The organism is Sphaerisporangium rhizosphaerae, assembly GCF_042665155.1.
Classification (GTDB): Bacteria; Actinomycetota; Actinomycetes; order Streptosporangiales; family Streptosporangiaceae; genus Sphaerisporangium; species Sphaerisporangium rhizosphaerae.
Map to the genome: position 1 here is coordinate 259,395 of NZ_JBHTCG010000006.1, position 20,691 is coordinate 280,085.

The 20,691-nt window shown below is 73.4% G+C and carries 14 protein-coding genes and 1 riboswitch; of the genes, 12 read left to right on the top strand and 2 right to left on the bottom strand.

Annotated elements, in window-relative coordinates:
* Positions 1-256: 256 nt before the first annotated feature.
* Positions 257-415, top strand: a riboswitch (cyclic di-AMP (ydaO/yuaA leader).
* Positions 416-497: 82 nt separating this feature from the next.
* The 5 genes from ACFQSB_RS11935 to ACFQSB_RS11955 all read left to right on the top strand — a co-directional run bounded on the left by ACFQSB_RS11935 (position 498) and on the right by ACFQSB_RS11955 (position 7,815).
* The gene (locus ACFQSB_RS11935) at positions 498-1,097 is read left to right on the top strand and encodes a C40 family peptidase (protein ID WP_380826285.1); all 600 of its coding nucleotides are present in this window, start codon (positions 498-500) and stop codon (positions 1,095-1,097) included.
* A gap of 721 nt (positions 1,098-1,818) precedes the next feature.
* A complete protein-coding gene (locus ACFQSB_RS11940; protein ID WP_380826286.1) occupies positions 1,819-2,748 on the top strand; it encodes a gluzincin family metallopeptidase in 930 nt (309 codons plus the stop codon).
* A gap of 30 nt (positions 2,749-2,778) precedes the next feature.
* The gene (locus ACFQSB_RS11945; RefSeq protein WP_380826288.1) at positions 2,779-4,161 is read left to right on the top strand and encodes a M48 family metallopeptidase; all 1,383 of its coding nucleotides are present in this window, start codon (positions 2,779-2,781) and stop codon (positions 4,159-4,161) included.
* Positions 4,158-5,327 carry a glycosyltransferase family 4 protein gene (locus ACFQSB_RS11950; protein ID WP_380826289.1) on the top strand — a complete coding sequence of 390 codons (1,170 nt, stop codon included), beginning with the start codon at positions 4,158-4,160 and terminating at the stop codon, positions 5,325-5,327. Before ACFQSB_RS11945 ends, ACFQSB_RS11950 begins: the two co-directional genes overlap by 4 nt.
* Before the next feature lie 103 nt (positions 5,328-5,430).
* Positions 5,431-7,815, top strand: coding sequence for an ATP-binding protein (locus tag ACFQSB_RS11955; protein ID WP_380826291.1), 2,385 nt, complete (start codon positions 5,431-5,433; stop codon positions 7,813-7,815).
* A gap of 63 nt (positions 7,816-7,878) precedes the next feature.
* Here ACFQSB_RS11955 and ACFQSB_RS11960 read toward each other — a convergent pair whose 3' ends face one another.
* Together ACFQSB_RS11960 and ACFQSB_RS11965 are read right to left on the bottom strand one after the other, a co-directional pair.
* Entirely contained in the window at positions 7,879-12,126 is a 4,248-nt protein-coding gene (locus tag ACFQSB_RS11960) for a HAMP domain-containing protein (protein WP_380826292.1), read from the bottom strand.
* Between the two features lie 117 nt (positions 12,127-12,243).
* Entirely contained in the window at positions 12,244-14,043 is a 1,800-nt protein-coding gene (locus ACFQSB_RS11965; protein WP_380826293.1) for an AMP-dependent synthetase/ligase, read from the bottom strand.
* A 239-nt stretch (positions 14,044-14,282) separates the two neighbouring features.
* Between ACFQSB_RS11965 and ACFQSB_RS11970 the strand changes: the two genes are divergently transcribed.
* From ACFQSB_RS11970 to ACFQSB_RS12000, 7 genes are all read left to right on the top strand, one after another.
* A complete protein-coding gene (locus tag ACFQSB_RS11970) occupies positions 14,283-15,050 on the top strand; it encodes a metallophosphoesterase family protein (protein ID WP_380826294.1) in 768 nt (255 codons plus the stop codon).
* A 132-nt stretch (positions 15,051-15,182) separates the two neighbouring features.
* Positions 15,183-15,620, top strand: a complete 438-nt coding sequence (locus ACFQSB_RS11975; RefSeq protein ID WP_354843402.1) for an SRPBCC family protein — start codon at positions 15,183-15,185, stop codon at positions 15,618-15,620.
* Positions 15,617-16,801, top strand: a complete 1,185-nt coding sequence (locus ACFQSB_RS11980; protein WP_354925067.1) for an ArsA family ATPase — start codon at positions 15,617-15,619, stop codon at positions 16,799-16,801. Before ACFQSB_RS11975 ends, ACFQSB_RS11980 begins: the two co-directional genes overlap by 4 nt.
* On the top strand, positions 16,801-17,490 hold the full coding sequence (locus ACFQSB_RS11985) for a hypothetical protein (protein WP_380826296.1): 690 nt from the start codon (positions 16,801-16,803) through the stop codon (positions 17,488-17,490). Before ACFQSB_RS11980 ends, ACFQSB_RS11985 begins: the two co-directional genes overlap by 1 nt.
* Before the next feature lie 16 nt (positions 17,491-17,506).
* The gene (locus tag ACFQSB_RS11990; protein WP_354843394.1) at positions 17,507-18,451 is read left to right on the top strand and encodes an ROK family glucokinase; all 945 of its coding nucleotides are present in this window, start codon (positions 17,507-17,509) and stop codon (positions 18,449-18,451) included.
* Between the two features lie 87 nt (positions 18,452-18,538).
* Positions 18,539-19,258, top strand: a complete 720-nt coding sequence (locus ACFQSB_RS11995) for an endonuclease/exonuclease/phosphatase family protein (RefSeq protein ID WP_380826298.1) — start codon at positions 18,539-18,541, stop codon at positions 19,256-19,258.
* A gap of 220 nt (positions 19,259-19,478) precedes the next feature.
* A complete protein-coding gene (locus tag ACFQSB_RS12000; RefSeq protein WP_380826299.1) occupies positions 19,479-20,672 on the top strand; it encodes a beta propeller repeat protein in 1,194 nt (397 codons plus the stop codon).
* Positions 20,673-20,691: the final 19 nt, after the last annotated feature.

The window sequence follows — 20,691 nt, forward strand, 5'->3', positions numbered from 1 at the left end:
TTTCGGGATATGTGAGGGGAATCACATACGGGTAACGGATGCGCTTGTTGTGCAGGGGTTTCCTGATTAAGAAGCCCCTTATTTGATCTATGTGACTTGGTCGCGACTTTGCCTCGATTTGGGGTTCTGTGTAACTTCTGGCCCGCGGCGAGCACGCCATGCCGTCGCGAACGGAGCCGGTCTTCCGACCGGCTCCACGCATGACAATCCAGCGGTCGCCGTCGCCCCAGTAAGGCGCGAGCCAGGACCCCAAAGGGGCGGTGACCTGCCGAATCCGTGCGGCAAGGAGCACGGAACCGGGGACCCAATTGATCCTAAACGCGGGATCAGGGGGTGAATCGACGCCTTGGCGTCGTAGGGCTACTTCCATGCCCGAATCCGTCAGCTAACCCGGTAGGCGTGAGTGGAAGAATCAAGGAGCGATCCTGTCCAGCACCACCCAGAACCCTCGTCTGTCGCGCATTGCCCGCTTCTCTCTCGGCGGTGTGGTGCTCACCATGACGGCCTCCGTGGGAGCCGTGGCGACGCAGGCGACGGCGGCTGACGCCGCCACGGCGGCACCGGCTCAGGGACCCTCAGAGCCGTCCGTCTACGGCCCGGCCGGGCTGATCGAGACACCGAGCATCACCGGGGCCTCCGAGCCCACCGGCACGGCCGCGGTGAGCGAGGCGAGCACATCCAGCACCTCCCGCACATCCAAGAGCAAGGCCAAAGTGAGCAGGGCCGTCCGGCAGCAGCTCAAGGCGCACACGGCCGTCGCGGTGGCGAAGAAGCAGATCGGCGACCCCTACCGCTGGGGCGCCAGCGGCCCGGGGGCCTTCGACTGCTCCGGCCTGATGCTGTACGCCTGGCGCAAGGCCGGCGTGAAGCTGCCCCGCATCGCCGCCAGCCAGTTCCGCACGGTGCGGAAGAAGGTGTCCTGGAAGAACCTCAAGCAGGGTGACCTGATGTTCTTCTACGGACTCGGCCACGTCGGCATGTACGTCGGGCACGGCAAGATGATCCACTCGCCGCACACCGGCGCGCGGGTGCGCATCGACAAGCTGTCGGGCTACCGGAAGGCGTCCTTCGTCGGCGCCGTCCGCCCCGGCGCCTGACCGGCGGGACCGTCGCGGCGTCGGCGCTGCCATCCAGCGATCGGATGACCAGGCCGGGCTCCGCCTGCCGCTCCAGGTTGGCGCTGGACCCCCGCTTGACCCGCGGAACCACCCCCGCCCATCCAGGGCTCCGCTGGGTCCGGTGCGCCGGTCGCCCGTGCCGATCCGCTCCCGGTTCCCACGATGGGCCGGTCCGGTTTCCGGGCCGTCCCGGGATGCCGGCCGGCGATTCCGGACCCTGACCGGCGGTTCCGGAAGCCGACCGGCGGTTCCGGATCCTGACCGGCGGTTCGAAAGCTGACCGGCGGTTCCGGAAGACGATCTGCCGTTCCGGAGGCCGATCGGCGCGAGGGACTCCTCCGGGAGAGCGTCTCCGAGAGGTGCCCCCGCTCCTCGAAGACGTTTCCGGGTGGTGCACATGCCCCTCGCGCCGGTCGTGAAGGCCCCGTCCGCTCCTCCCCCCTCGGAGCGGACGGGGCCTTCGCACGTCCGCGTCCCGCAAGGCCGACGTGGCCGGATGGAGCGAGTTCGACCTCCGCGGGTCCGCCGCCGCGACGTCGAACCGGATCCGCCGCCGGGAAGCCGAGACACGTCCGCCGCCGGGACGTCGATACGGGTCCACCGCTTGGAAGGCGATACGGGGCCGCCGCCGGGACGCTGATGTGAGTCCGCCCATGGGACGCCGATGTGGCCGGGAAGGACGAGCAGGTAGATTTCCCGCATGCGCGTCGTGTGGCTCTGGGCCGTCCTGGCGGGGGTGCTGACCGTGCTGACGGGGCCCTCCGCCGTCGAGGACGATCTCGGACGGCGGGCGCGGACGCTGATCGGCGAGCATCCGGAGATCTGGTCCGGCGCGCGGACCTTCCGCGGCGACCTCTCCCTCGTGGTCGCGGCTCCCGGTGCCCTCACCGCCCCTGGAGCCCTCACGGCTTCTGGAACCGCGGCCCCGCAGGCTGCGAAAACCTCCGCGACCGGGCCCGTTCTCGGAAGCGGGGCCGCCGCCGCGGCCCCCGGAGCCGCGTTCGCCGACCTCGCGCGCCGGGCCGACCGGGCGAGCCGGCTGGTCGCCCGCGTCGTGGGCCCGGTGCGTCCGCTGATCGCCGTTCCCGCCACGACCGAGCAGGCGGCCGTGCTGGCCGCCCCAGCGCAGGTGAACGGCCTGGCCGCGGTGGCGGGCGCCGACCGGGTGATCGTGGAGCCGCGGTCGTTCGCCCGCCTGACCGCCGCCGGCCGCGACGTCGTCCTCGCCCACGAGATCACGCACATCGCCACCGGGGCGGCGCTCGACGGGAGCACGCCCAAATGGCTGGTCGAGGGGTTCGCGGACTACGTCGGCTATCTCGACGCCGGCATCCCGGCACGCCGGGCCGCGGCCGAACTGGCCGATGAGGTGCGCGCCGGACGGACGCCCGAACGGCTGCCCGGGCCGGAGGCGTTCGCCGCCGGCTCCGCGCGGCAGGCCCAGGCGTACGAGGAGGCCTGGCTCGCCTGCCGGTATGTCGCGGGGCGCTTCGGCGAACGCGCTCTGGTGAGCCTCTACCGTGAGTCCAGGCACGGGGACGTGCGGGCGGCGCTGTCCCGCACGCTCCGCATGAGCCTGGAGCGGTTCACCGCCGCCTGGCGCGAGTACGTCCGAGACGAGCTCGCATGACCACGGTGGCGGCGCGGCGCAGGGGAGAGCATGGAGCGAAGTGACGAGACCGGCCGCGTGGCCGGCCCGGCGGGCGACGCCGGGGCACGCGCCGGCGCGGACGCGCACACCCGCACGGGCCCATCCGACGGTCCAGGCGCCGGCTCGGAGCGAGCGGTGAGCGGGGTGCGGGCGGCGGGGGGCGCGCTGGTGGGCCTGGGGGTGGCGCTGGCCGCCGTGGTGGCGGTGAGCACGCCGTGGCGCCCGCTGCCGGGCTCCGCGCCCGCCGTGGCGCCCGATCCCGCGCGCGACTTCACCGCGGCGCAGATCGCGCGCGCCGACGCCTTCGACGCGGCCGTGAACGTGCCGGTGTACCTGTCGCTGGCCGTGACGCTCGCCGTCGCGGGCGTGCTGGTCCTGACGCCTGTGGGCGCCTGGCTGGTGGGACGGCTCCCGGGCCCGTGGTGGGCTCGCGCCCTGCTCGGCGTCGTCGCGCTCTCGGCGGTGAGCCTGGCGATCAAGTGGCCGCTCGGCATGTGGTACGAGACGCGGCTGCGCGCCTACGGCCTGTCCACCCAGCAGTGGCCCGCGTGGTCGGCCGACCGGCTCAAGAGCTTCGCCGTCCAGACCGTGATCATCGCGATCATGGTGCTCGCGGTGGTCTGGCTGGCCCGCCGCGCCCCCCGCCGCTGGTGGGCGCCCGCCGCGGCCGGGGCGTTCCTGCTCACCGTCGCGGCGTCGTTCGTCTACCCCCTGGTCGTCGAGCCGTTGTTCAACGACTTCACGCCGCTGCCCGCCGGGCGGCTGCGCGACGATCTGGTCGCCATGGCCCGCCGCGACGGCGTCCCCGTCCAGGACGTGCTGGTCGCCGACGCCTCCCGCCGGACCACGGCGCTCAACGCCTACGTCTCCGGCTTCGGCGCCACCCGCCGCATCGTCGTCTACGACACGCTGCTGCGCGCCCCGGCCGGTGAGGTGAGGCTGGTCGTCGCGCACGAGCTGGGGCACGCCAAGCGCGGGGACGTCCTGTACGGGACGATGGTCGGCGCGCTCGGCGCCGCCGCGGGGGCCTGCCTGCTGTACCTGGTGGTGTCCCTGCCCGCGCTCAGGCGGCGCACGGGCGTCGCCTCGGTGGCCGACCCGAGGGCGGTCGGCGTGCTTCTGGGGCTGATGAGCCTGGCGACCGTGCTGTCGGGGCCGGCCGAGAACCTCGTCAGCCGGCGGATCGAGGCCAGGGCCGACGTCCACGCGCTGGATCTGACCCGTGACGCCGCCACGTTCGCCGCGATGCAGAAGCGGCTGGCGCTGACCAACATCTCCGATCTGACGCCGAGCGGCTTCGACTACCTGATGTACGCCTCCCACCCCACCGCTCCGCAGCGTCTGGCTCTGGCGCGCTCCTGGGCCCGCCTGAACGGCCTGCCCGAGCCGTGATCCCCGACGGGCGCGGCCCCGGGCACGCCAGGACGCTGTTCGTCACCAACGACTTCCCGCCGCGGCCCGGCGGCATCCAGGCGTTCGTGCACGCGCTCGCCCTCCGGCGGCCGCCCGGGTCGGTGGTGGTGTACGCCTCGCGCTGGCGCGGGTGGGAGGAGTTCGACGCGCGGCAGCCGTACCGCGTGGTGCGGCACGGGGGGTCGCTGATGCTGCCGGTCCCGGAGGTGGCGCGGCGGGCGGCCGCTCTGGTGCGGTCGGAGGGGTGCGACACCGTCGTGTTCGGCGCGGCGGCCCCGCTCGGTCTGCTCGCGCCCGCCCTTCGCGCGGCGGGGGCACGGCGGGTGGTCATGCTGACCCACGGGCACGAGGCCGCCTGGGCGGGCGTCCCGGTGGCGCGCGGCCTGCTCGCGCGCATCGGCGCCCGCGCGGACGTGGTCACCTACCTGGGCGAGTACACCCGTGAGCGGCTGGTGCGCGTGGTGCCCTCCGGCCGGCTCGTGCGGCTGACGCCCGGCGTGGACACCGGTGTGTTCCGTCCCGGGTCCGGCGGCGCGGGGGTGCGGGCGTCGCTGGGCATCGGCGAGCGGCCCGTGGTCGTGTGCGTGTCGCGCCTGGTGCCGCGCAAGGGGCAGGACACGCTGGTCCGCTGCTGGCCGTCGGTGCTGCGCGAGGTGCCGGACGCCGTCCTGCTGCTGGTGGGCGGGGGGCCGTCCCGTCCGGCGATCGAGCGGGCGATCGGCGAGCGGGGGCTGGCGGGGTCGGTGGTGGTCACCGGGTCGGTGCCCTGGAGCAGCCTGCCGGCCTACTACGACGCCGGGGACGTGTTCGCGATGCCGTGCCGCACGCGCCTTGGCGGCATGGACGTGGAGGGTCTGGGCATCGTGTACCTGGAGGCGTCCGCGACCGGGCTGCCGATCGTCGCCGGGGCCTCCGGGGGCGCGCCCGACGCGGTCCTGCCCGGGGAGACCGGGCTGGTGGTCGACGGCCGCGACCCGGCCGAGGTGGCGGCGGCCCTGACGGGGCTGCTGCGCGACCCGGAGCGCGCCCGGCGCATGGGGGAGCGGGGCCGGGAGTGGATCGAGCGCGAGTGGCGCTGGGACCTGGTCGCCGAGCGCTTCGCCGAACTGCTGGACGGCTCGGGCTCCCCGACCGCGCGAACCTGACATATGGGATAATACGGACAGTGGGCGCGTGATGACGTCTTGCGCGCGACAGATGGCCGTGAACCATCTCAGGAGCCCCTCGGGCCCGGCGGGCGTGGTGCCAGTGCATGCGGTAAAGCGGAAGGCGGGGACCCTGCCCCGCGAGATCACCAGCTTCGTCGGCCGCCGGCAGGCGACCGCGGACATCGGGAAATGCCTGTGCCGGTGGCGGCTGGTCACGCTCACGGGCGTCGGCGGGGTCGGCAAGACCCGGCTGGCGCTCCACGTCGCCCGCCGGCTCCAGCGGACCTTCCCCGACGGTGTCCGCCTCGCCGAACTGGCCAAGGTGCACACCGCCTCGCTGGTCGCGAGCGCGGTGGCCGCGGCGGTCGAGGCGCCCGACACCGTCTCCACCCGCGACCCGGTGCGCGTCCTGGCCGACCACCTGGCCGGCCGCCGCCTGCTGCTGGTCCTGGACAACTGCGAACACGTGCGCGAGGCCTGTGCCGACCTGGTGGCCGCGTTGCTGCGGGCGGCGCCTGGGCTGCGGGTGCTGGCCACCAGTCGCGAACCGCTCGGGCTGCCCGGGGAGCACGTCTGGCGCGTCCTGCCGCTCACCCTGCCCGGCACGCAGGAGCCGGCCGCCGGGGCCGAGGACGCCGGCACCGGGTACGAGGCGCTGGCGCTGTTCGAGGACCGCGCGTCGGCCGCGGTGTCGGGGTTCGTCGTGGACAAGGGCAACGAGAACGCCGTGGCCACGCTGTGCCGCCGGCTGGACGGGCTGCCGCTGGCCATCGAGCTGGCGGCGGTGCGGCTGCCGGCGCTGTCGGTGGACCAGATGCTGACCCGGCTGGAGGACCGCTACCGCCTGCTGGCCACCGGGTACCGCGACGACCAGCCGCGCCACCGGACGCTGCGCGCGGCGATCGGGTGGAGCTTCGACCTGTGCACCGGCCTGGAGCAGACCCTGTGGGCGAGGCTCTCGGTGTTCGCCGGCCAGGCCGGCCAGGAGGCCGTCCAGGATGTGTGCTCCGGCGCGGGCCTCACGCGCGAGCAGGTGCTGTCGGGCATCGCGAGCCTGGTCGGCAAGTCCGTGGTCTGCCGCATCGGCCATGGCGCCCACGTCCGGTACTCCATGCTGGAGACGATCCGCGACTACGGGAAGGAACGGCTGGCCGAGAGCGGCGAGGAGACCGCCGTGCGCCGCCGGCACCGCGACCACTACCTGCGCCTGGCCGAGCGGGCCGAGGCCGACTGGTTCGGGCCGCGCCAGCCCGCCTGGCTGGACCGCACGCGGGCCGACGAGCCCGACGTGTGGACGGCGCTGGAGTTCTGCCTCACCGAACCCGGCGAGGCCCGCACCGGGCTGCGGATGGCCGGCGCGCTCTGGTGGTACTGGATCGGCTCCGCCGTCCGGGACGGCCGCCACTGGCTGGACCGGGCGCTGGCCCTGGACACCGCGCCCAGCGGCGAGCGCGCCAAGGCGCTGTGGGTGGACGGCTGGGTGGCCACCGGACAGGGTGACGTCCAGCGCGCGCTCGGGGCGCTCACCGAGTGCGCCGACCTCGCGCGGCGCCTCGGGGACGACACCGCGCTCGCCCACGCCACCCAGTGGATCGGAACGGCGATGTGGATCCAGGACCGGCTGGAGGAGGCGGCGCTGTACCTGGAGCGGGCGCTGGACCACCACCGGGCCACAGGGGAGCTCACCTCCGTGACCACCGTCGTGTCCTGCCAGCTCGGCATGGTCGTCGGCCTGCTCGGGGACGTGGAGCGCGCCATGGCGCTGTGCAAGGACTGCGTGGCGCTGTGCGAGGCCCACGGGGAGTGCTGGACGCGGTCATGGGCCCTGTGGAACCTCGCCGTCACCTGGTGGAGCCGCGGCGACCTGCGGTCGGCCGAGAGGTACGCGCGGGAGTCGCTGCGCGTCAAGCGGCGCATCACCGACCGGCTCGGCATCCCGTTCTGCGTGGAGTTCCTGGCCTGGATCGCCATGGCGAACGGCGACGCCGAGGCCGCCTCGCTCATGCTCGCCATGAGCGAGAGGATGTGGGAGCCGATCGGCGCGCCGCTGTTCGGCTGGGGCACCCTGCGCGGGTGGAGCGTCCACTGCCGGGAGCGGGCCGAGCGGACGCTGGGCAAGGACACCGTGGAGGCCGCGCGCCGGCGGGCCGCGGAGATCCCCTTCGACGCCGCCGTGGCCTACGCCCTCGGCGAGACGCGCCGGCCGTCCGGCGGCGCGGCCCGCCCCGGAGTGCCGGCCGGCACCCTTCCCGGCGTCCCGGCCCCGTCCGCCCCGGGCGACTCGCTGCTGCGGCTGACGCCCCGCGAGCGGCAGGTCGCCGCGCTCGTCGCCGAGGGCCGCTCGAACAGGGAGATCGCGGCGCGGCTGGTCATCTCCCAGCGGACCGCCGAGGGGCACGTCGACCGGATAATGAACAAACTCGGCGCCCGCTCCCGCGCCGGCATCGCCTCCTGGGCCGCCAACCACCTCACCAGCGGCGCATGAACGCCGGGTCGCACGGCGACGGGGGCCCGCCGCCGGGTTGAGGTCTTCGTCTGAGGGACGAGGTCAGAGCTCTAGCCAGCGCTGCATGCGGTCGATGAGCTCCTCGGAGTCCACCGGCTTGGTGACGTAGTCGCTGGCGCCCGACGAGAGGGTCTTCTCGCGGTCGCCGTGCATGGCCTTGGCGGTGACCGCGATGATCGGCAGGTTGGCGAAGCGCGGCATCTCGCGGATCGCGGCCGTGGCGGCGTAGCCGTCCATCTCGGGCATCATGATGTCCATCAGCACCAGGTCGACGTCGTCGTTGCGCATCAGCACGTCGATGCCCTTGCGGCCGTTCTCGGCGTAGAGCACCTGCATGCCGTGCAGCTCCAGGATGTTGGTGAGCGCGAAGACGTTGCGCACGTCGTCGTCGATCACCAGCACCTTGCGGCCGAGCAGGCCGCTGTCGACCTTCTCGACGTCCTGGGGCGTCTCCTCGGGGCTGGCCTGCACCAGCGGCAGCACGTCACCAGGGCCCTCGGCCGACAGGTGCAGCGTGATGCGCTCGCGCAGCTCGTCCAGGCTGGGCAGGCGCTCCAGCGGCTGGGTGCGCGAGCGCCCCTGCAGGAGGTTCTCCTGCGGCCGGGTGAGCTTGCGGGTGTGGTGGGCGAGCACCGGCAGCGACCGCAGCGCCGGGTCGTCGTCCAGCCGGCGCAGGAACTCCGCCGCGGCGTCCTGCGGCATGCCGAGGTCGAGCACGATGCAGTGGTAGCCGTCGCGCGTGAGCGCGGCCATGGCGGTGTCGGGGTTGCTCGCCGTGGTGACCCGCACCGGGCCGTGCGTCTGCGACAGGTCGGCCACGACACTCTGCGCCAGCAGCGACAGCAGCCCGTTCGGCCGCGCCTCGACGACCAGCAGGCGACGGCCGTCGAGGTCCTCGCCCTGCAGGGGCGAGGGGGCCGGCAACTCGACGGGCTCCACCGCCTCCACCGGCTCGGCCTGCCGGAGGGCCGGGCGGCCCGTGCCGGGGACCGTCAGCTCCTCCTCGGAGAAGCCGTCCATCGGCAGGTAGAGGCTGAACGTGCTGCCCTCGCCGAGCGTGCTGTCCGCGCGGATCTCGCCGTGGAACAGCGTGGCGATCTCGCGGCTGATGGACAGGCCGAGGCCGGTGCCGCCGTACTTGCGGCTGGTGGTGCCGTCGGCCTGCTGGAAGGCGTCGAAGATCTGGGAGAGGTTCTCCTCGGCGATGCCGATGCCGGTGTCGGACACGTGGAAGGCCAGGACCTCCTGGCCGGCGCCGCTCGGCAGGTCCATCGTGGTGCGCTCGACGCGCAGCGCGACGGTGCCCCGCTCGGTGAACTTCACCGCGTTGGACAGCAGGTTGCGCAGCACCTGGCGCAGGCGCTGCTCGTCCATCAGCAGCTGGGTGGGCACGTCCGGGGCGACCTGCACGTCGAACCGCAGCCCCTTCTCGGTGGTCAGCGGCCGGAAGGTGGCCTCGACGTAGTCCAGCAGCTGGCGGATGTGGAACGGCTCCAGCGTGAGGTCCATCTTGCCGGCCTCGATCTTGGACAGGTCGAGGATGTCGTTGATGAGCTGGAGCAGGTCGGTGCCGGCCGAGTGGATGACGTTGGCGTACTCCACCTGCTTGGCGGTGAGGTTGCGCGCGGGGTTCTGGGCCAGCAACTGGGCCAGGATGAGCAGCGAGTTGAGCGGGGTGCGCAGTTCGTGGCTCATGTTGGCCAGGAACTCGCTCTTGTACTTGGAGGCGAGCGCGAGCTGCTGGGCGCGGTCCTCCAGCTCCTGGCTGGCCTGCTCGATCTCGATGTTCTTGGTCTCGATGTCGCGGTTCTGCCGGGCGAGCAGCTCGGCCTTCTCCTCCAGCTCGGCGTTGGAGCGCTGAAGCTCCTCCTGGCCGACCTGCAGTTCGGTGGCCAGGCGCTGCGACTCGGTGAGCAGGGCGTCGGTGCGGGCGTTGGCCACGATCGTGTTGACGTTGACGCCGATGGTCTCGACGAGCAGTTCGAGGAAGTCGCGGTGGATCTGGGTGAAGCGGTTGAGGCTGGCCAGCTCGATGACGCCGAGCACCTGGTCCTCGAAGACGATGGGCAGCACCATGAGGTTCACCGGCCCCGCCTCGCCCAGGCTTGAGGCGATCTTGAGGTAGCCGTGCGGGACGTCCTCGACGAGGATGGTGCGCTTGGCCAGCGCCGCCTGCCCGACCAGGGAGTCGCCCAGGGCGTAGCGGCGGGAGTCCTCCCGGTGGCCGTAGCCGCCGACCAGCCGCAGCTCGGTGCCGCGGGGGGTCTCCTCGGCCAGCAGGAACGTGCCGTGCTGCGCGCTGACCAGCGGCGCCAGCTCGTTCATGACCAGCTCGGCGACCACCGACAGGTCGCGGTGGCCCTGCATCAGGCCGGAGATGCGGGCGAGGTTGGTCTTCAGCCAGTCTTGCTCCTGGTTGGCCCTGGTGGTCTCGCGCAGGGACTTCACCATGGAGTTGATGTTGTCCTTGAGCTCGGCGACCTCGCCGGAGGCGTCGACGGTGATCGAGCGGGTGAGGTCGCCCGAGGTCACCGCGCTGGTCACCTCGGCGATGGCCCGCACCTGACGGGTGAGGTTGCCGGCCAGCTCGTTGACGTTCTCGGTCAGGCGCTTCCAGGTGCCCGAGACGCCCTCCACCTCGGCCTGGCCGCCCAGGCGGCCCTCGCTGCCCACCTCGCGGGCCACGCGGGTGACCTCCGCGGCGAAGGAGGACAGCTGGTCGACCATCGTGTTGATGGTGGTCTTGAGCTCGAGGATCTCGCCGCGGGCGTCGACGTCGATCTTCTTGGTCAGGTCGCCCTGGGCCACGGCCGTGGTGACCTGGGCGATGTTGCGCACCTGGCTGGTCAGGTTGTTGGCCATGGAGTTGACGTTGTCGGTGAGGTCCTTCCAGGTGCCGGCGACGTTCGGCACCCGCGCCTGGCCGCCGAGCTGGCCCTCGGTGCCGACCTCGCGGGCCACGCGGGTGACCTCGTCGGCGAACGCGCTCAGCGTCTCGACCATCGTGTTGATCGTCTGGGCGAGCGCGGCCACCTCGCCCTTGGCCTCGACGGTGATCTTCTGCGACAGGTCGCCCCTGGCCACCGCCGTCGCGACCTGCGCGATCGAGCGCACCTGGCTGGTGAGGTTGGACCCCATCACGTTGACGTTGTCGGTGAGGTCCTTCCAGGTGCCCGACACGCCGCGCACGGTCGCCTGGCCGCCCAGGTTGCCCTCGGTGCCGACCTCGCGGGCCACGCGGGTCACCTCGTCGGCGAACGCCGAGAGCTGGTCGACCATCGTGTTGATGGTCTCCTTGAGCTCCAGGATCTCGCCGCGCGCGTCGACGCGGATCTTCTGCGACAGGTCGCCCTTGGCGACCGCCGTGGTGACCTCGGCGATGCTGCGCACCTGGGCGGTGAGGTTGTCGGCCATGACGTTCACCGACTCGGTGAGCGCCTTCCAGGTGCCCGAGACGCCCTTGACGTCCGCCTGGCCGCCCAGGCGCCCCTCGGTGCCGACCTCGCGGGCCACGCGGGTGACCTCGTCGGCGAAGGACGACAGCTGGTCGACCATGGTGTTCAGCGTGTTCTTCAGCTCGAGGATCTCGCCGCGCGCCGAGACGGTGATCTTCTGCGACAGGTCGCCGCGCGCCACCGCCGTCGCCACCTGCGAGATGTTGCGCACCTGGTCGGTGAGGTTGCCGGCCATGGAGTTCACCGAGTCGGTCAGGTCGCGCCAGGTGCCGGCGACCTCGGTGACCTGCGCCTGGCCGCCGAGACGGCCGTCGGTGCCGACCTCGCGGGCCACGCGGGTGACCTCGTCGGCGAAGGAGGACAGCTGGTCGACCATCGTGTTGATGGTGTTCTTCAGCTCGAGGATCTCGCCGCGCGCCGAGACGGTGATCTTCTGCGAGAGGTCGCCCTTGGCGACCGCGGTGGTGACCTGGGCGATGCTGCGCACCTGGTCGGTGAGGTTGCCCGCCATGGCGTTCACCGAGTCGGTCAGGTCTTTCCAGGTGCCGTACACGCCCGGCACGGCCGCCTGGCCGCCGAGCTGGCCCTCGGTGCCGACCTCGCGGGCGACGCGGGTGACCTCGCTGGTGAACAGCGAGAGCTGGTCGACCATGCCGTTGAAGACGGTGGCGATCTCCTTGTAGAGGCCGTCGCCCTCCTCGGGCAGCCGCGTCCCGAAGTCGCCGTCGCGGACGGCGGTCAGGCCCGCCAGCAGTTGCCGCAGGTCCACTTCTGGGCCGCCCGCCGTCGCGCGGGTGGTCCTTGCGCGCTTGGCGGTGCCGACGCTCTCAACCATGTCCACCCTTAAGTTCGCGTCCAGTGCCGGGCCAAACCATCGTATAGAGCGGCCCTCATCAGCGAGAACAACCGCCGGTAGGGCAAAGTGGCCCGAACGCGGCGACGAGTGCCCGGCTCAGCCGTAGATGGCCTCGATGTCCTTGGCGAAGTCGCGCGCGACCACGTTGCGCTTGACCTTGAGCGACGGAGTCAGATGACCGCTCTCCTCGGTGAGGTCGGTGGGGAGGATGGCGAACTTCTTCACCTGCTCGGGCTTGGAGACCAGGATGTTCGCCTCGTCCACGGCCTTCTGCACGGCGGCCAGGACGTCGGGGTCGGCGCACAGGTCGGCGTCGGAGACGCCCGCCTTGCCGTTGGCCTGCTTCCACGGCCCGAGGGCCTCGGGGTCCAGCGTCACCAGCGCCGCCACGAACGGCCGGTCGTCGCCGATCACCATGGCCTGGCTGACCAGCGGGTGGGCGCGGATGCGGTCTTCCATGGGGGCCGGGGCGACGTTCTTGCCGCCGGCGGTGACGATGATCTCCTTCTTCCTGCCGGTGATGCGCAGGTAGCCGTCGGCGTCCAGCGAGCCGACGTCGCCGGTGTGGAACCAGCCGTCCTCGTCGATGGCCTCGGCGGTCGCCTCGGGGTTGTTCCAGTAGCCGTCGAAGACGTGGCGGCCCTTGACCAGCACTTCGCCGTCGTCGGCCACGGCGATCGTCACGCCGGGGAACGGCTTGCCGACCGTGCCGATCTTGTTGGCCCCGGGGATGTTGACCGCCGAGGGAGCCGAGGTCTCGGTGAGCCCGTAACCCTCGAAGATCTCGATGCCGGCGCCCCTGAAGAAGTGGCTGAGCCGCTCGCCCAGGGCCGAGCCGCCGCACACCGCGGCGCTGAGCCGGCCGCCGGTGGCCGCGCGCAGCTTGGCGTACACGAGCCGGTCGAACACCGCCCGCTGCAGCCGCAGGCCCGCGCCCGCCCCGCCGGCGCTCTCGGCGCGGCTCCACGCCACCGCGACCTGCACCGCCCGGTGGAAGATCTTGCCGGTGAGCGCGCCGCTGGAGGAGGCCTTCTGCTCGGCGGCGTTGTAGACCTTCTCGAACACCCGCGGCACGCCCAGCAGGAAGGTGGGCCTGAACTCCTGCAGGTCGGGCGCGACGTTCTTCATGTTGGGGGTGTGGGCGAGGACGGTGGCCGTCTCGATCAGCACGATCTCGATGATGCGGGCCAGGCTGTGGGCCAGCGGCAGGAACAGCAGCGCGGCCCGGCCGTCGAGCTCGAACAGCGCCTCCAGCGGGCCCCATGCCACGTTGCGCGCGGTGAACAGCAGGTTGTCGTGGGTGAGGCGGCAGCCCTTCGGCTGCCCGGTCGTGCCGGAGGTGTAGATGAGGGTGGCCAGGTCGAGGCCGCCCCGCGCCAGCCGGCGCTCCTTGAGCGTCTCCTCGGAGACGTCCGCGCCGCCCGCGGTCAGCTCGGCGAGCGCGCCGTTGTCCAGGCACCACACCGACGGCTCCCCGGCGATGCCGGAAAGCGCCTCGCGGACCGTGCGCTCGTGCGCCTCGGACTCGACGATGACGGCCTTGGCGCCGCTGTCGGTGAGGATCCAGCGCACCTGCTCGGGGGAGGAGGTCTCGTAGATGGGCACGCTCACCCCGCCCGCGGCCCAGATGGCGTAGTCGACGACCGTCCACTCGTAGCGGGTGCGCGACATCAGCGCCACCCGGTCGCCCGGCTCGACGCCGGCGTCGATGAGCCCCCTGGCCACGCCCGCGACCTGGTCGCGCAGCTCGGCGGCGGTGACGGGCGTCCAGGACTCGCCGGACTTACGGTTGATCACCACCGTGCCCGGCTCCTGCTCGCCCCGCTCGAAGACGATGTCGGCGCAGTTGTCCGACAGCGGGACGTCCACCAGCACGGGAACGCTGTACTCGCGCACGGTCACTCCTTCGAACGCATGCCGGGAGGCGGTGTTTCCCGGTGGTCGCCCTGGACGCTATCGCGTCGGGCCGACGGTGCGGTAGACGGCGTTCCGAAGGGCCCGACCACGCTATCAGGGCCGCGGCCCCGGACCCGGTGCCCGCACGGCGCGTCCGGCGTGTCGCCCGCGCCCGCCTCCCACGCGGCGGCCCCCCACGCGGCGGCCGGCCCGGGGGCGCCCCGTTTACTATGTGCGTCATGCGGGTCCATGTCGTCAGCGACGTCCACGGGCGCATCGACGCCCTCACCCGCGCCGCCGACGGCGCCGACGCGCTGGTCTGCCTCGGCGACCTGCTGCTGTTCGTCGACTACGCCGACCACTCCCAGGGGATCTTCGCCGAGCTGTTCGGCCACGAGCGCGCCACCGAGTTCATCGCGCTGCGCACGGCCGGTCGCTTCGACGAGGCGCGCGGCATGTCGGCCCGCCTGTGGGAGGCGCTCGGAGGCGAGCCGCGCGAGCACATCGAGCGGGCGGTCCGCGCCCAGTACGCCCGCATCTTCGCCGCCATGCCGACGCCCGCCTACCTCACCTACGGCAACGTCGACGTGCCCCGTCTGTGGGGCGAGCACCTCAGGGAAGGCCACCACGTGCTCGACGGCCAGACCGCCGAGATCGGCGGGCTCACCTTCGGGTTCGTCGGAGGCGGCCTGCGCACGCGCTACCGCACCCCGAACGAGGTCGACGACGAGGAGTTCGCCCGCAAGGTCGAGGCGGTCGGCGCGGTCGACGTGCTGTGCTGCCACATCCCGCCCGCGGTGCCCGACCTGCTGTACGACGTGGTGGCGCGGCGCTTCGAGCGGGGGAGCGAGGCCACGCTGGAGGCGATCAGGGCGACCCAGCCCCGGTACGCCCTGTTCGGGCACGTGCACCAGCCGCTGGCCGCGCGCACCCGCATCGGCCGCACCGAGTGCGTGAACGTCGGCCACTTCCGCGGCCGGGGGCGCCCCTTCGCCCTCGACCTGTGACCGGCGCGACGGCCCCCTCGAAAGGGGCGCCGTCCCGCTTCCGGGCGCCGCCGGGCGGGAGCGTTCCCGGCCGCCGCGAAGATCACCCCCTCGGGCGTTCGCTGGGGAACGGCGAACGAGTACGGTAAGCCCATGGCTGATCGCACCACGTCCAGCATCACGATCGGCGCCGCCCCGGCGGCGATCACGGCCGTCATCGCCGACTTCGCCGCCTACCCCGAGTGGGCCGGTCAGGTGAGGTCCGCCGAGGTCCTGTCCGTGGGCGAGGACGGCCGCCCCGACACCGTCCGGTTCGCCCTGGACGCGGGGGTGATCACCGACGAGTACACCCTCGGCTACCGCTGGCACGGCGACCAGGCCGTCGACTGGGAGATGGTCGAGTCGGGCAAGATGCTGTCCGGGCTGACCGGCAGCTACCGCCTGGCCGGCGCGGGCGAGGCCACCGAGGTGACCTACGAGCTGGCCGTGGACCTCAAGGTGCCCATGATCGGCATGGTCAAGCGCAAGGCCGAGAAGGTCATCGTCGACACCGCTCTTAAGGGTCTGAAGAAGCGCGTCGAGGGCCGATGAGCGCCGAGGCGCCGCGCATCCTGCTCTTCACCGGCAAGGGAGGAGTGGGCAAGACCACCGTCGCCGCGGCCACCGCCACGCTCGCCGCCCGCCGGGGGCTCAAGACGCTCGTTGTCTCCACCGACACCGCCCACTCCCTGGCCGACGCCCTCGGCGTGCCCGGCTCGGGCGAGCCGTCGGAGGTCGAGCCCGGCCTGTACCTGCAGCAGGTCGACACCCAGCGGGCGCTGGAGCGCCACTGGGGCGAGCTGCGCGAGTACGCGCGGGGCCTGCTCGCCGAGCTCGGCCTGGACGGGGTCACCTCCGAGGAGCTCACGGTGCTGCCCGGCGCCGAGGAGGTCATCGCCCTGCTCGAGCTGTGCGACCAGGTGCGCACCGGCCGATGGGACGTGGTGGTCGTCGACTGCGCCCCCACCGCCGAGACCCTGAGGCTGCTGGCCCTTCCCGAGGCCCTCGACTGGCATGTCCACCGCCTGCTCCCCGCCGGCCGCCGGCTGCTGCGCGCCCTCGCCCCGCTCGTCCGGCACGTCGCCCGGCTCAGCCTGCCCGAGGACGCCGTCGTCAGCGCCGGCGAGCGGCTGCACGCCGGGCTCATGGAGGTGCGCGAGCTGCTGAGCGGCGGCGGCGCCTCGGTCCGCCTGGTGCTGACCCCCGAGGCGGTCGTCGTCGCCGAGGCGCGGCGCACCTTCACCTCCCTCAGCCTGTACGGCTACCGCGTCGACGGCGTCGTGGCCAACCGGGTGTTCCCCGAGGACGGCGGCGACGCCTGGCGCAGCGGCTGGGTGGCGGCGCAGGCCCGCCATCTGGCGGCCGTCGGAGAGTCGTTCGCGCCGCTGCCGGTCCACACCGTCCCCTACCTGCCCGCCGAGCCGGTCGGCGCCGAGGCGCTCGCGGGCCTGGCCGAACGGCTGTACGCCGGCACCGACCCGTTCGCGCCGCCCTCCGGCGAGCCGCCGCTGACCGTCCGCTCCAAAGACGATCTCCACGAGCTCACCCTCGCGCTGCCCCTCGCCGACCGGTCGGAGGTCGGCCTGGCCCGCAAGGGCGACGAGCTGATCATCACCGCGGGCTCCTACCGCAGGGTCCTCGCCCTCCCCGCCGCACTCGCCCGCAGATCCGTGAGCGACGCCGTGCTCCTCGACGGGCGCCTCCGGGTACGGTTCGAGGCAGGAGGGGCCTGATGACCGAAATGAACGACCGCGACGCCGGCACGCCGGCCGACGGCATCGAAGTGAACGACAGCGACGCCCGGAAGGCGCGTCCCGCCGCGCCCGGCGGACAGGACCGGCCGCGTCCCGCCGGAGGCGAGGACGCCGGCCCGCGCGCCGTGCCGCGGGACGAGTGGTTCCAGCGGCGTGAGCGAGAGCGCGAGGACGAGCGGCGCGACGCCGTGCGCGACGAGTGGTTCCGGCGGCGCGAAGGCGACCGGCCGCGGGACTCCCGCGACGCGCGCGGCCAGACCGCCGACCCGCTGGGCTCGGTGGCCGAGGAGGCGCGCAAGCTCTTCGACGCGCTGCAGCAGCGGGTCGGCCGCGAGGTCGGCAAGGGGCTGGTCAAGGGCTCGGTGGCCGGGCTCGGCCACGGCCTCGGGCAGGCCCTCGGCGGCGGCTCCGGCCGCGCGTCCGGTGATGTGTGGGCCGAGGCGGTGTCGGGGCACGATGACGATGAGTACATCTGCCGTGCCTGCCCCGTCTGCCGGCTCAAGGCCGCCCGCCGCGAGGCCGGCGGCGACGTCACCGACCACCTGATCACCGCGGGCGGGGAGCTTCTCGCCGCGTTCCGCCAGGCGGTGGACGCCGTGTCGCGACCGGCCTCGCCGAGGGGCGCCGGCGACACGGACACCCGGGTTCAGCACATCGACCTGGGCTGAGGTGAAGGGATGAGAAATGGCGCTGACGATCGGCGTTGACGTCGGTGGCACGAAGATCGCCGCCGGGGTCGTGGACGAGGACGGCCACATCGTGGAGAACCTCCTGCGACCCACCCCCGCCGACGACCCCGACAAGGTGGCCGAGACGATCGCCGAGGCCGTCCTCGAGCTCGCCGGCCGCCACGACGTCGAGGCCGTGGGGCTGGGAGCGGCGGGGTTCGTCGACGAGACCAGGTCGATCGTCCGGTTCGCCCCTAATCTCGCCTGGCGCGAGGAGCCCTTGCAGAAGGCCGTCGCCGAGCGGGTGAGCCTCCCCGTCGTGGTGGAGAACGACGCCAACGCGATGGCCTGGGGCGAATACCGCTTCGGGGCCGGGCGCGGCGAGAGCCACGTGGTGTGCGTGACCGTCGGCACCGGCATCGGCGGCGGCCTGGTCTTCGGCGGCGCCCTGTACCGCGGCCGGTGGGGCATGGGCGCCGAGATGGGCCACATGCAGGTCGTCCCCGAGGGGCGGCTGTGCGGCTGTGGCAACCTCGGCTGCTGGGAGCAGTACGCCAGCGGCAACGCCCTGGTGCACGAGGCCCGGCTGCTCGCCGAGGCCGAGCCCGGGCGCGCCCGGCGGCTGCTCGAGCTGGCCGGCGGGTCGGTGGACGGCATCGAGGGCACGCACATCACCCAGGCCGCCAGGGACGGCGACGACGCGGCGCTCACGGCGTTCTCGACGATGGCCGAGTGGCTCGGCCAGGGCATGGCCGACCTCGCCGCCGTCCTCGACCCGGGCCGGTTCATCCTGGGCGGCGGCGTCTCCCGCGCCGCCGACCTGTGGATCGACCACGCCCGCGCGGCGTTCCGGCGCGCGCTCACCGGGCGCGAGCACCGCCCGCACGCCGACATCCGCCCCGCCGAGCTCGGGCCCTCCGCCGGCCTGGTCGGCGCCGCCGACCTCGCCCGCCACCCCTGACCACGCCACCCGGCCGCCTCCCGCGCGGCCGGGTGCCATCCCCGCCCGCCCGGTCCGTCAGACCCGTTCCGGAGGCGTCCGCGCTCCATGGTGATCCGCGTCGGCACCTACAACGTGCGTTCCATGTACGACGACAACGCCGCTCTGGCGAGGGTCGTCAGGGCCATGGCGCCCGACGTCCTGTGCGTCCAGGAGGCCCCCCGCCTGCTGCGATGGCGCCGCAGGCGGGCGTGGCTGGCCCGCGCCGCAGGCCTGCGCATCGTCACCGGGCGGCGCTGGGGCGGCGTGGCCGTGATGGCCGGCCCCGGCACGCGGGCCGTCCACGCCGAGAGCCACCTGCTGCGGCCGTTCGCCGGGCTCGAACGGCGCGGGGTCGCCATCGCGGTGGTCGAGCGCGACGGCGTGGCGCTCACCGTCGCCTCGGTCCACCTGGACCTGCGCGCCGCCGCCCGGCTGTGCCACGCGGTGGAGATCATGGGCCTGGCCCAGGACGTCTCCCGCCGCTTCGGCGCGCCGCTGGTGCTCGCCGGCGACGTCAACGAGCAGCCCGGGGGGCCCACCTGGGACTACCTGACCCGCACGCTGGCCGACTGCTACCCCTTGGCGCCCCGGGGCGATGGTCTGACCTTCACCGCCCGGCGGCCGGGCAAGCGCCTGGACGCCGTGCTGGCCGCGCCCGGCGTCGCCGTGCGCTCGTGCGGGGGAGTGGACGCCGCCGCCGCCGACCTGCGGGCGGCCACCGACCACCTGCCCGTCCTGGCCGAGCTCCTCGCGGCCCCGCCCGGCGGCGAACGCCTGGCGGGATGACCGCGCGCCACCCCGGCCCGGCGGCGAACGCCGGATGACCGCGCGTCACCCGGCCCGATGGCGAACGCCGGGGATGACCGCGCCGCCGTGGCCCGTGGGCGAGGGCAGCGGGGGCCTGGCGGTGTGATCGCGTCGACGGGCGGACTGTGTTCAGGTGACCGTTTGGTCAACACTCGGGTAGCTTCCGCGCGCGGGATGGCGGGAGACGTACGATTTGGTCATGTCCCGCCGCCTGCCGAGGCGTGCGTTGCCGTTGTGCGTGCTGCTGACCGGAGTGCTGACCGGTGCGCTCGTCCGCACCATGCCCGCGGCCCACGCGCACGCCGAACCGCCCCGCCCGCGTGCCGCCGAGCGCGGGCCGGTCGGCATGTTCCAGGAGTCGGCCACCGCGCGGCTCCAGAGCGACGGCTCGCTGTCCGACGTGGCAGGGCTGTCCAAGACCGACATCTGGGCCGTCGGCCAGGAGGACGTCTGGGAGGCCTGGCAGAACCGCGGCGTCATCACCCACTGGGACGGCGCCGCCTGGACCGAGGTGGGCATCCGCAACGACGCCTCCAGCGCCGGTCACCTGAGGTCGGTGGCCGCGGCCACGCCGCGCGAGATCTGGGCGGTCGGCGAGGGCCACGACGGCCTGCCCTACGTGGTGCGGGGCGACGGCTCGGTGTTCGACCGCGTGAGCGTGCCGCAGCTCGGCACGGGCGACTGGCTCGGCGGGGTGGACGCCGTCCCGGGCCGCATGGTCGCCGTGGGCGGACGCGGCGGCCAGCCGCTGATCGCCACCTCCACGGCCAAGGGCTGGACCACCGTCAAGGGCAAGAGCAAGGGCATGCTGTACGGGGTCGCGCTGACCCGCAAGGGCGACGGCTGGGCCGTCGGCGACGGCGGGTCCCAGCCGCTGGTCATGCGGCTGTCGGACGGCGCGTGGAAGAGCGTCCCCACGCCCTCGATCGCCGGCGGCTACCTGCGCGACGTCTCCATGCAAGGGCCGAAGAAGGCCGTCGCCGTGGGCGGGGTCTACCACGACGGCGGCAAGATCTCCCCGCTGATCCTCGAGTGGAACGGCAAGCGCTGGCGGCGGGCCGAGGCGCCCGACCGCTACGCCGAGCTCTACGGCGTCACCGGCGACGGCAAGGGCCACTTCTGGGTGTCGGGGTTCGACCCCGCGCACCCGGGCGAGGCCTATCTGCTGCGCGGCGGGTCCGGCTGGCGGGTCGTCCGCGGGGAGGAGTCCGCCCGGCCGCGCACGATGCGCCTGCAGGCGGTCACCCACGTCGGCGACCTCACCATGGCCGTCGGGCACGTCGTGGACGCGGCCGACCGCTACACCGACGTGATCGAGCGCTTCCAGCCCGCGGAGGCCAAGAGCGACGCCGCCGCGCCGGTCCGCACCACCGGTGCTCCCACGGCGCGGTGACCGGCGCCGCGCGGCACCA